This is a genomic window from Rickettsiales bacterium (assembly GCA_041396965.1).
Lineage (GTDB): Bacteria > Pseudomonadota > Alphaproteobacteria > Rickettsiales > SXRF01 > SXRF01.
On the sequence record JAWKXN010000001.1, the window covers coordinates 444,438 to 455,799 of the forward strand.

Annotated in this window: 14 protein-coding genes; 9 read left to right on the forward strand and 5 right to left on the reverse strand. The window is 51.2% G+C overall.

From position 1 onward, the window contains the following. Positions 1 to 64: 64 nt before the first annotated feature. The gene (locus R3D71_02260; GenBank protein MEZ5690471.1) at positions 65 to 1,327 is read right to left on the reverse strand and encodes a dicarboxylate/amino acid:cation symporter; all 1,263 of its coding nucleotides are present in this window, start codon (positions 1,325 to 1,327) and stop codon (positions 65 to 67) included. Between the two features lie 425 nt (positions 1,328 to 1,752). Here R3D71_02260 and R3D71_02265 point away from each other — a divergent pair, with 425 nt between their 5' ends. From R3D71_02265 to R3D71_02275, 3 genes are read left to right on the forward strand one after another with little or no spacing between them, the layout of a single operon-like run. Further along, positions 1,753 to 2,523, forward strand: coding sequence for a metallophosphoesterase (locus R3D71_02265; protein ID MEZ5690472.1), 771 nt, complete (start codon positions 1,753 to 1,755; stop codon positions 2,521 to 2,523). Positions 2,524 to 2,537: 14 nt separating this feature from the next. Then, positions 2,538 to 3,389 (forward strand): hypothetical protein, encoded by an 852-nt coding sequence (locus tag R3D71_02270; GenBank protein MEZ5690473.1) that lies wholly within the window; start codon positions 2,538 to 2,540, stop codon positions 3,387 to 3,389. A gap of 13 nt (positions 3,390 to 3,402) precedes the next feature. Then, complete coding sequence (locus tag R3D71_02275; protein MEZ5690474.1) at positions 3,403 to 3,984, forward strand: phage tail protein; 582 nt, start codon at positions 3,403 to 3,405, stop codon at positions 3,982 to 3,984. Here the strand turns inward: R3D71_02275 and R3D71_02280 are convergent. Both R3D71_02280 and R3D71_02285 read right to left on the reverse strand, forming a co-directional pair. Then, positions 3,981 to 4,316 (reverse strand): DUF3768 domain-containing protein, encoded by a 336-nt coding sequence (locus R3D71_02280; protein MEZ5690475.1) that lies wholly within the window; start codon positions 4,314 to 4,316, stop codon positions 3,981 to 3,983. The genes R3D71_02275 and R3D71_02280 overlap by 4 nt on opposite strands. A gap of 7 nt (positions 4,317 to 4,323) precedes the next feature. Continuing rightward, a complete protein-coding gene (locus tag R3D71_02285) occupies positions 4,324 to 5,067 on the reverse strand; it encodes an N-6 DNA methylase (GenBank protein ID MEZ5690476.1) in 744 nt (247 codons plus the stop codon). Between the two features lie 287 nt (positions 5,068 to 5,354). Here R3D71_02285 and R3D71_02290 point away from each other — a divergent pair, with 287 nt between their 5' ends. The 6 genes from R3D71_02290 to R3D71_02315 are packed head-to-tail and all read left to right on the forward strand — an operon-like array spanning position 5,355 to position 10,809. Continuing rightward, on the forward strand, positions 5,355 to 5,948 hold the full coding sequence (locus tag R3D71_02290; GenBank protein MEZ5690477.1) for a ParB N-terminal domain-containing protein: 594 nt from the start codon (positions 5,355 to 5,357) through the stop codon (positions 5,946 to 5,948). Further along, entirely contained in the window at positions 5,945 to 7,459 is a 1,515-nt protein-coding gene (locus R3D71_02295; protein MEZ5690478.1) for a ParB N-terminal domain-containing protein, read from the forward strand. Before R3D71_02290 ends, R3D71_02295 begins: the two co-directional genes overlap by 4 nt. Then, positions 7,456 to 7,878: a hypothetical protein gene (locus tag R3D71_02300; GenBank protein MEZ5690479.1), complete on the forward strand. Its 423-nt coding sequence runs from the start codon at positions 7,456 to 7,458 to the stop codon at positions 7,876 to 7,878. The genes R3D71_02295 and R3D71_02300 overlap by 4 nt, the downstream gene beginning before the upstream one ends. After that, positions 7,854 to 8,531, forward strand: coding sequence for a class I SAM-dependent methyltransferase (locus R3D71_02305; protein ID MEZ5690480.1), 678 nt, complete (start codon positions 7,854 to 7,856; stop codon positions 8,529 to 8,531). The genes R3D71_02300 and R3D71_02305 overlap by 25 nt, the downstream gene beginning before the upstream one ends. Positions 8,532 to 8,543: 12 nt before the next feature. Beyond that, positions 8,544 to 9,134 (forward strand): hypothetical protein, encoded by a 591-nt coding sequence (locus R3D71_02310; protein MEZ5690481.1) that lies wholly within the window; start codon positions 8,544 to 8,546, stop codon positions 9,132 to 9,134. A 22-nt stretch (positions 9,135 to 9,156) separates the two neighbouring features. Beyond that, on the forward strand, positions 9,157 to 10,809 hold the full coding sequence (locus tag R3D71_02315; protein ID MEZ5690482.1) for a phage terminase large subunit family protein: 1,653 nt from the start codon (positions 9,157 to 9,159) through the stop codon (positions 10,807 to 10,809). Here the strand turns inward: R3D71_02315 and R3D71_02320 are convergent. Then, on the reverse strand, positions 10,806 to 11,096 hold the full coding sequence (locus R3D71_02320) for a type II toxin-antitoxin system RelE/ParE family toxin (GenBank protein ID MEZ5690483.1): 291 nt from the start codon (positions 11,094 to 11,096) through the stop codon (positions 10,806 to 10,808). The genes R3D71_02315 and R3D71_02320 overlap by 4 nt on opposite strands. A gap of 2 nt (positions 11,097 to 11,098) precedes the next feature. Beyond that, the gene (locus R3D71_02325) at positions 11,099 to 11,359 is read right to left on the reverse strand and encodes a type II toxin-antitoxin system ParD family antitoxin (GenBank protein MEZ5690484.1); all 261 of its coding nucleotides are present in this window, start codon (positions 11,357 to 11,359) and stop codon (positions 11,099 to 11,101) included. Positions 11,360 to 11,362 lie beyond the last annotated feature (3 nt).

The following is an 11,362-nucleotide window of genomic DNA, read 5'->3' on the forward strand; positions in this document are numbered from 1 at the left end:
TTGCTAAATTTTAATCCATATCGCAATATTTTTACCATAATGGTAATTTGTAGTAAATAAAAAATTAACTTTTTCTCTCTTCCTGCATCCGCGCTACCAGCACAGCGGTAAAGCCATCAGTGTAGATATTGCAGGCGGTACGCACCATATCCAGTATCCTATCTACCGCGAGTATTATTCCAATCGCTTCTACCGGCAGACCAGCGACCGTAAGCACGGTAGCAAGCATTATTAGGCTAGCACCAGGTACGGCGGCGGTTGCTACAGATGCCATCAGAGAAGTGGCGGAAACCGTTATCAGCATATGGGTATCAAGCGGATGTCCCATTACGTTTGCTATAAATATAGTAGAGACTATGATATTAATGAGTGTACCATCCATATTTACAGTCGCGCCCAAAGGGGCGACGGAGGTCGCGATTCTATCTGGCACTCCAAGCTTTTCTGTTAGCACTTTGATAGTAACCGGAAGGGTAGCCGCGCTTGATGAGCTGGAAAACGCCACTAACTGCGCTTTCAGCATGGATTTAGCGAAGAGAAGCGGTGGCATTTTAAGAGTGTATTTTACTAGTGCCGTTATAAGTAATTGGTGTAAAGCAATGGCTAATATTACCGCTCCAGTGAGTTGTGACAGTGCTATAAGAACTTCCGCTCCGTGAGTTCCAACACTATATGCCATAGAGCCAAACGCGCCAAGTGGCGCGAATTTTACGATATATATAAGTATTTTCTGAAGCGATCTGTCCATAAACTCGGTAAATGCGAAAAATACATTTCCTACCTCCATGATATGACTGTCATTTTTCCGTTCCGCCTCATTAAGCACGAGCATCGCGGCTATTCCAATAAGCGCCGCGTACCAGATTACCTGAATCATATTGCCGCTACCCAGTGCGTCTATCGGGTTAGTGCTTGGCAAAAATTGTAGAACAAACTCGGTAAGCTCAAATTTCATCGGTTCTGGTGTTTTTGTAAGCTCTGTGGCGTTTAGCGAGACTCCATCACCCACCTTCCATAATCCGGCAACTAAATTAGCCCATATAAGGGCGAGTAGCGAGGTAGCGAGAAAGCTTGTCACCGCGATTCCAAGAGTTTTACCAAGTGATGATATATCACGGTTTTTACCGATTGAGTTTATGATGGAAACAAAAACCAGAAGCCCAACAAAACCGATAATTATTTTAATGAATGTAATTCCAAAAACTTTGAGAAAAGCAGCATTCTCACCAAGAACGACACCAGCTACCACACCAAGAATAGTGGCAAGCAATACCTGTACGGTCATGTTGGCGCGGATAAGGCGAATAATATCACATATGAATCGCATCGGGTGATTCTATGAGAATAAAGGAAAAAAAGCAATATTGTTGGTGCTCGACAAAGGACTGGGAGCGAACCGATTAGTATCCTTTGTAGATGCTCTGAATGAGATGGGCAAGATATTTGAGAGCCCTATCAAGCTGGATGGAAAGAGCTTTACCTTTGAACCGCTGGCTATCGCTGCATAAGCTGCTATGTTAAGAAAAAACAGCGAGATAAGTCGATGCCATCAAAGAAACAAGTTTCCGAAGGATTGTCTGTAATCCCCTACGAGGGTGCGGCCTATCTAAAATTGGTCGATATGATCAAGGAACGTCACCCATGTGATGATCAAACCGCACATCGTCTTGCCAGAAATCTAATGGGTTACACCGAATTCGTGCTGCGGATAGATCAAAAGAACAAAAAGAAACGGTCGAAAAAGAAATAAACATGAAAATCATCACCTACAGCGATTTGCATTTGGAGTTCGGGACGGATTTCTTGCCGCCTACCGATAGTGACGCTGATGTGATGATTCTGGCCGGTGACATAATCACCTTCAGGGATTATGCTCCGCTGGAGAAATTCCTAGCTGGATGGCAAAAGCCGGTACTCTTCGTTGCTGGCAACCATGAATTCTACACTCGTCGCCCGATGTTGCCCGATACGGAGCAATTTAAGGACTGGCTTGCCAAGACACACCCTCATGTTACGTTTCTTCAGGATGAAGCGGTCACATTGGACGGCGTGCATTTCTTCGGCGGCACCATGTGGACGGATTTCAGCGGTGGTAACGCTAAAGCCATGCTGGAAGCCAGAACGCAAATGAATGACTATCGCCAGATCAGGCAAAGTGATGATCTGGCACTTACGCCAGAACATACGGTGGAACTGCACGAGACATTCGCAGAGAAGCTGGCGGCTTGGTTTACAGAACCATTATCTGGCGCACGGGTGGTGATCTCGCACCATGCGCCGGTGGTAAACCCTAACACCAAGTATGGCAGTAGCCTTTTGATGCCTGCATTTAACTCTCTGGATATGATCGAAGTAATTGATACGCACCATCCTGTGCTGTGGGTTTATGGTCATACGCATGAATGCGATGATCACATGCGCGGCAATACACGGATCATCTCGAATCAACTGGGCTATCCAAGCGGTGGTGGCGGATATGAATGCCGAGGCTTTGATCCTTCCGGGAAGTCTATAGTTATATAAAGGACAAATGCCATATGAAGATTTTTGCTACACGCACTTGGGGTTTTCGTCCTGAAACATATCCAGTTATTAGCTTCGTCAGGGAGGGCGATAGAGATAAGCTGTTGAAAGAGTCTGAAATTGGCGATGTCATTTTGATTGTAGGAACTCAGGGAGAGCCGACGGAAGAAAACGAAAGAGGGCGATTACTTGGAATTGCACAGATTGGTCGTATAGCGGTGGACACACTGACTGTACTGGATGAATCCGAAATCCGGCCTCATGATTATGATGCTCACGGCAATTACCGTTGGCCAAAAGCATTGGCAATGACTCGTGCATGGTATTTCCCATCAAAGCCATTGTTAAAAGATGTGTTGGCTCAACAGCTTCCATATAACGCAACTACTCAGGCGGTGTTGCTTAATGAGGATGACACCTCCGCTATTATGGCTTTGCAAGCTGAAGAGGCTTTGATTCCAGAAACAGAAGCAGTCGCAAAATTAAAGAAACTCGAGTCCGCACTACTAAGAGGCAAGCCCACTCGCGGTGTTATACCTTCCGCATGGTCGAGTAGAGTTGTGCGCGAGCTGGGAAGAAAGAGCGTCACTTATGCACTCAGATATGGGAAAAGTGATTGCTGGAAAATTGGACATACTGTCGATGTAAAACAGAGGTTATCGGACATTAACAAACATATTCCTTATGAGATCACTGGGGAAAAATGGGAATTATTTAGAACTCAATCATGGGAAAACGAAACTTTGGCGTATGAGATGGAACAAGGCCTTTTCAATGATCTATTTAAGTTCCGAACTGCTGGAGAACGCCTCCAATGCAAAGAAGAAGATCTGCACATAGCTTGGCTGAAATCAATCGGCCTATAATCAGGAAATCATCATGCCTACGGATATTTCAGTCGAGCGCGATTTGAAGTCGCTGCGGCGCGGATTGAACGCGCTTGAGAAGCAGGCAGTGCCGCAAGCCACGGTTCGCACGTTAAACCGGGTGGCCGAAAGTGCTAAGACAGCCAGCGCCCGCTATATAGCCCCACAGATGGGCGGCAGGCAAGCTGGGGTAAAACGACGTATCGAAACCCGTAAATCGACTGTGCGGCGTTTGTGGGCGGCGCTGGTAGCAAGTGATCATCCTCTCCGGCTCATCGAATTTGTGGTGGGATCAAAAAAGCCGACGCAGCAGCCCGGTGGCAAACGTGGTCCCGTGAAAGCCAAGGCATGGGGAAAGACAAAAACCTACCGTGGCGCGTTCATCGCACCACAAAAGAAGGGATCGAACAAAACTACGGTCTATGTCAGGAAATCAGGAAAGCGATTGCCGCTAAAGCAGCTGTTTGGTCCCGGTATTATGCAGTTATTTAAGCAACGGGAGAATGCAAGTGTGATGGAGCGAACGGTGCAGGATCGCCTGCCGAAGGAGTTTATGCAGAATCTTGCCTATTATATCTCGCGGATCAGGCGTTAATACTCACTCGCGAGCATGATGGTCAGCACGCGGGTGGTTACATCAGGATTAGTCGGGTCTTCAGAGCCATATTCCATACGGGCGTCGTAATAGTCGATTTTCCAGAAGCAATCATGGCCGTTCACTGTAATCTTGCCGAAATCATGCTCGCCGTGGGGATCGTTCTCCTCGGTGAATGCGTCGTAATCAGAAACAGCGCGGAAGATGGCAAGCTGGGTATCTTCGGATAATTCGTTGATGCCGGGCGTGGTCATCACCTTGCCGCCCCAATAGGTCTGGCGGAAGTTGTCATTGAGTGCGGCGATTTTGTTGGTGGCGCATGTGTTTAGCATTGTTTCCTCATAGGTTTAATGTTGCTTGTGCGGGTGTAATTGGCTGGATTGCATTGGGAAGCAGATGGGCGGATACGCCATGCTTCTGCATCATCTTCCATTGCGGGGTGGCGCGAGATTCCCATTGCTCCATGCGAAGGGTGTCACCGTGGATAACCACTCCCGGCAGGCAAAGCGCTGAGAGTTGGAAATACGCCATATTGAAGCAGGTGCGGTTTATGTCGATGGCTTGGAATAATAGGGAAATACACGGGTCATGGCCTTCCTCACGGATGGCGTTGGCGGCTTCGATGATCATCACCCCGGCACCACAAGCTGGTTCCTGAAGCGTGATGTAACCTTGTGCGCTGATCTTACTGCCGATGCCGTGCATCTGCATTTTGGCGATCATGCGGCTGATTTCGTTGGGCGTGAAGAACTCGCCGTTATGTTTATTGCTGACTTCCAAGTCCATATATTGCTGGCCGAGGAAGTCCTGCTCGCTGGTGCGTAAGGCCATGAGCGACGTGCTGTAGAGTGTGACAATCAGGTCGATCTCTTCGCGTGTGTATTTCTTGATGGTGTCGAGGTAACGCTGCTCGATGCGGTCATAGTCATCATCTTTATCGAGATGGCCGTAGAAATATGGCTCTTGATGGATGGTGCAGGCAGCGATCTCGATGAAATCGCGGAAGGCATCGTGCCAACTGCGACGGTAAGAGAGATCATCAAAGGCTTTACGAAAATTTTTGGCGTAATCGGCGTGTTTCATGCTGTTTATCGTTCAATAACAGTTGTTTAATATGCGAAACGATAACAGGCGTGCAACTGCAATCAACGCTGTTTTCTATTGTTTTTCAGTTGGTTGAGTGATGGGCGGGCGTCGGGTCCTTCCACGGCACCCCCTTACGGGTACGCCGCGAGCGCGGAATTTCTCCAGCGCCAGCTTCAAAAGTTCGATTTCGTTTCGTTTTTTTCAGCACATCCATCTGAGAAACAACGATAACCCAAAATCAAAAAACGAAATGCCCTGCCTAAAAAAACGAAATGAGGTGTAAAATGAAAGTAGAACTGGTTGCGATAGATCAGGTGATTCCGTATGCGCGGAATCCTCGGATCAATGCCCATGCGATTGAGAAAGTCGCTGCTTCGATCAAGGAATTTGGTTTTCGCCAGCCGATTGTCACCGACAACGACATGGTGATTGTCGTTGGGCATGTGCGCTTTGAAGCAGCCAAGCGGCTGGGGCTCAAAAAGGTGCCGGTGCATGTGGCCACGGAGCTAAAGCCAGAACAGATCAAGGCCTATCGGATCACGGATAATCGCGTTGGCGAAGAATCAGAATGGGACAAGGCGCTGCTTCAGCTGGAGATCACCGAGCTGAATGATGCTGCTTTTGATGCTGATCTGCTGGGCTTCAATGCTGAAGAACTGAAGGAGATTCAAGCTTCGCTGGAGGATTTGCTGGAAGATGGCTTTGGCGATGACGAGGACGGCGACATCGAGGAAGCGGATACCACCGCCCGCATTGGTGCCTACACATTCCCCATCCCACGCGAGCAATATCTGGAATGGCTGGAGGCCATGAAGCAGGAGGTGGGATTTGAGAAAAAAGAAGTGATTGCAGAACTGAAACGCAGGTTAGGATTATGAAACTGGTAAATGTGAGCGAGATTGCGCCCTCGACCTATAACCCGCGCGTGGCTGATTCGGCGCGGCTGGATTTGATTGAGCTGTCATTGCGGAAGCTGGGTTTCCTGTTGCCGCTATATGCAACGCCGGATGGAGAAATCATCTCTGGCCACCAGCGTCATCATGTGGCCTGCCGCATGGGTGCAAAGCAGGTGCCGCTTTTCATCACCCGCCCGATGGATTTAGCGGAGCGCAAAGGCGTGAACATCGTCTTTAACCGCGCTACCAATGATCTGGGGCAAAGCGACACCGTGGCTAAGATCAATGATCACCTCAAAGCGGCAGATGTGATCCGGCTGGCTGAGAATATCCCGGACAAAACGCCCGATACGCCGGAGTTCTATCCTTGCCTCAGTGCCAAACCGCACCCGATTGCACCGTTTCTCAAAGCCAATCAGGGACGCTGGAAGAATTACGCGCTGAATCTGGCCAAAACACTGAAGCGGCGCGGCCTTGCCATGCCGATTGTGGCTACGCGGGACTACCGGGTGGTGAATGGCATTGGCCGTTTGCAGCATTATGCAGAGCTGGGCGAATCCGAAGTGCCGGTAGTGTTTGTAAGTGACACAGAAGGTGCTCTTGCCGAAGCAATGCTCAATTACCTCTCGATGGATTTTGACATTCATCATCGCTACGAGGATTTGCTGCGTCATAATTCTTTTCGGCGCTTGCGTCAGGTGCGCGGCAGTTTGGGACGTGGATTCATCTTCGCAGTGGCGGGTGATGCTACCTCGAAAAGTTTTGATGTTACGCAGCCGGAAAACCGGGATCGCTGGATTGCCAAGTTTGGCCGCTGCGTGCTGGATTTTGGCGCAGGCCATTTGCATGAAACCCGCATCCTGCGGAAACTCGGCATTACCGTCACGCCATTTGAGCCGTACCGTGTGGGCGAAACCAATGAGATCGACAAGGAAGCCAGCCTCGCACTCACGCGGGAGTTTTTGCACGCGATTGGCACGGATCAACTGCATTACACCTCGATTTTTATCTCCAGCGTGTTGAACAGCGTGCCGTTCAAAGCGGATCGGGAGCATATTGTTTGCATCTGCGCAGCGCTGGCACAGGAGCAAACACGGCTGTATGCGGTGGCCTCGGCCAGTAACCATATCAATATCAAGCAGCTGAATGGCTATCACTCACTTAATGAGCGCCAATCCAGCGGCGTGTTGTTCCAGCTGGATTATGAGGACGGGATCACGCTGGGCGACATCGCCACTTCGCCCAAGGTGCAGAAGTATCATAGCCAAAAAGAGTTCTACGATCTGTTCAAGCAGTTCTTTGAATTGGTGAAGGTGGATGAGTGCAATCAGAATGTGCAGGCAATCTGCGCTAAGCCACGGAAGATAAGTGCGAAAAGACTAAAAGCAGCGCTCGAATTTGAGTTCGATTTACCCTATCCTGACGGCACGCGGATGGGACTGGTCGAAGAAGCAAAGCAGGCCTTTTCCAGCCGGTTAGGAATAAAGTTATGATCATTCTACTTGATCTGAATTACACGCTGGTTGCTAACAGCCATGAAAAACACAAGCCCTTCGCCCTGCAAATACAACATGAGACGTACCGCAACTGGCTTGTGAGTCTGGTGGCTCCGTATCACACGATTCTGATGACGGCGCGGCCTGAGAAACATAAGCAGGCCACGCTCGATAGTTTGTATTTCAAGGCCGGATGGGTGCCGCAGCAGGCGCATTTTAATCGCTATTACAAACCGCCGCATATCGCCAAGCGCATCATGCTGGAGCAGTTGGTGTTCCCGGAGCATGGCAGCAATGGCAGCCAGTATCTGGCGATTGAGAGCAACCCAAAAACGCAAAGCATGTATGCCGAGTATGGCATCCCGTCGATCAAAGTATTTGAGAATGAAACATGGACAGAACTTCCGAAACCCTGATGGACATCCCCAAGGAATGGACGTTTGAGAATGCCAGTGTCGCGCAGAGCTTTAACCAGCATGTGCGCGAGCAACTGCCGTGGTATGATCTCGTCACCGGCGCGGTGGTGCATATCGCCCGCCATTACATTCCGCAAAACGGGCTGGTCTATGATATTGGCGCATCCACCGGCAATATCGGTGCGGCGCTGGAGCCTGCACTCACCCAGCGACAGGCCAAGCTGATCCCGATTGAGCCAAGCGCCCAGATGTGCGCGGAATATGCGGGACCGGGCAAAGAGCATCTCGTGCAGATGGATGCCTGCCGCTATCACTTTGAGCCGTTTGATGTGGCTGTGTGTTATCTGGTGTTGATGTTTATGCCGGTGCATGAGCGTCCGGCCTTCATTGCCAAGCTCAAGGCATCACTCAAGCCCGGTGGCGCGATTGTGATTGTCGATAAATGCGAGGCAGCAACAGGCTATCAGGCCACGGTTCTGTGGCGGCTGACACTGGCGGGCAAAATGGCCGCCGGTGTATTGCCGGAGCAGATCATCGCCAAAGAGTTATCCCTCGGTGGGGTGCAGCGCCCGCTAGACCCCGCATTACTCGGAGAAAATGCAGTTCAATGGTTTCGGTTTGGAGAGTTCGCGGGGTGGATTATCACGTCATGATAGGAACCTCCCATGCAGATTCTTCACAAAGTCGCCGTGATTGCGCGGTTCCTGAACCTGACCGAGCGACGCGTGCAGCAGCTGGCGCGGGATGGCATCATCCCCAAGGCCGACAAGGGCAAATACGATCTGGTGCGCTGCGTGCAGCACTATGTGCAGTATTTGCAGGAACGCGCCTATGGCAACGGCGATACTGCCCGCGACACGCACCATGAACGCGCTCGCCTGATTAAAGCGCAGGCCGATAAAACCGAGCTGGAAGTAGCAGAGATGCGCGGCCAGCTGATCCCGATTGAAACCATTGAACATGATTGGATGCAGCATGTGTCGTCCTGCCGGATGCGCCTGCTTGCGATCCCCAGTAAATCCGCCTTTCAGATCGCCTCGCTGAAGGAACCCGCTGAGATTGAGCGGTTTCTGAAAGCGTCGATCTATGAGGCTTTGACGGAACTTGCCCGCGATGATGACGAACTACCAGAGCCTGAAGCAGAAAGTCCGGCAAGTGTGGATGCCGCCGCCGGAACTGACGGTAAGTCAGTGGGCGGACGCACACCGAAAGCTAAGCCCGGAAGCAAGCGCCGAACCCGGAAGGTGGAGGACTGATCGTGCTCCCTATCAGCGCGGCATGATGGATGCGGTGAATGAACCCGGCGTGCGCGAGGTGGTGTTTATGACATCGGCGCAGATCGGCAAAACCGAGATTTTGAACAATATCCTCGGCTATTTTGTGCATCAAGACCCAGCGCCGACGCTGTTTATTCAGCCAACGTTGGATATGGCAGAAGCATGGAGCAAAGACCGGCTTGCGCCGATGATCCGCGATTCGGATGCGCTGACGGAATTGTTCAAAGACCCGAAAAGCCGCAACAGCGACAACACGCTGCTGCATAAGAAATTCAATGGCGGGCATTTGACGATGGCGGGAGCTAACAGCCCGTCATCGCTGGCCAGCCGCCCGATACGGATTGTGCTACTTGATGAGGAAGACCGCTATCCAACCTCCGCCGGTTCTGAGGGTGATCCCGGCTCGCTGGCGCAGAAACGTACCACCACCTTCTGGAACCGGCTTCTGGTATCGGCCAGCACGCCGACGATTGAGGGTGAAAGCAAAATAGAAGCCCGCTTTCAGCAAAGCGACCAGCGGCTATTCTTCGTGCCTTGCCCGGAATGCGGCGCATTTCAGGTGCTCAGCTGGTCGCATATTAAATTCGATAAGAAAGACCCCGCATCAGCTCATTGTGAGTGTGAGCATTGCAAAGCCAAGCTGCAAGATAGCGATAAGCTCTGGATGCTGGCGCGGGGCGAATGGCGGGCGCAGGCGGAATTTGACGGCATCGCGGGCTTCCATATCTCGGAGATTTACAGCCCGTGGGTGCGCTGGTCAGAGATGGTGGCCAACTTCCTGAAGGCCAAGCGCCTGCCGGAAACGCTGAAAGTCTGGGTGAATACCAGCCTCGGCGAAACGTGGAAGGAAGCGACCGAAGGCGTTGATCCGAAAGGATTGCTGAACCGCAAGGAAAACTGGGGGCGGATTGTTCCCGACGGCGTGGCGGTGATAACTGCTGGCGTGGATGTGCAGGACGACCGGCTGGAGGCGGAAGTAGTTGGCTGGGGCATCGGGCAGGAAAGCTGGTCATTGCAATACCATGTGCTGCACGGTGATCCGGCTCAACCGAAAGTATGGGAAGAACTCGACCGGGTGCTGCGGCAATCCATGCAGCGCGTGGACGGCAGCGTGCTAAATATCGGCTGCGCGTGTGTGGACACTGGCGGCCACCATACGCAGAAAGTCTATGAATATTGCAAAGCGCGGGAGGCAGAGCGGATTTTCGCCATCAAAGGTGCATCGCAAACCGGCAAGCCGTTGGTCAGCAAATTCAGTCGCTCCAACAAGCTACGGGTGAAGCTATTTACCATCGGCACCGATACGGCCAAGCAGATGATCTATTCACGGCTTCGGATTCACCAGCCGGGTGCGGGTTACTGCCACTTTCCGGCGGAATACCCGGAGGAATACTTCCGGCAACTGACGTCCGAGCGCGTGCAGACCAAATTCGTGAACGGTCATCCTTCGCGGATATGGGTGCTGCCGAAAGGCCACCGCAACGAGGTGCTGGACTGCCGGGTGTATGCGCTGGCGGCGTTGCATATTCTGAACCCTAACCTTGCGGCGCTGGTGCATGAGATGGAGCGCGAGCGCCTCAGCAAACCGAAGGAAACACCGCCGGAAAAACAGGCCGATCACTGGATCAGCTACGACGATTGGAACTTTAACTAAAGGAGAGATGTGATGTCGCGATAACCGCTTAATACACGGACGATTGAAATGGGCTGCGTGGTGGCGTCATAGATAATCAGGTAGGAATAGATACTCCAAAAGCGTACCTCGCGTGAGGTTAAATCCTCCCGCTTGTGACCAATGAAAGGCTGTTCGGCAAGTGTTGCGAAAGATTCGAAACACTCATCAATGACGCGTGCCGCAACCGTGGGATTATCCAGAGCAATGTAGTCCTGAATAGCGATCAGGTCGTCTTGCGCTTCAATCGTCAGAACAAAATCGGCCATTACTAAGCCTGTTTGTAAGAAGCGCGGCGCTCTTTTAACTGGCGGATTGCTTCTTCCCCGGAAATCACATTGCCGGATTTCAGGGAAGACAAGCCTTTGTCGATTTCAAGATTTAGCATTTCGATGCGTTTCTTCTTGATGGTGTCCTGTTCATCCAAAAGGCGCAAACCTTCGCGGATGACTTCGCTGGCAGAGCCATAGAAGCCACTTTTTACTTTAGATTCAATGAACTGTTCTAGTTCCGGCGTGAGTGAGACGTTCATAAG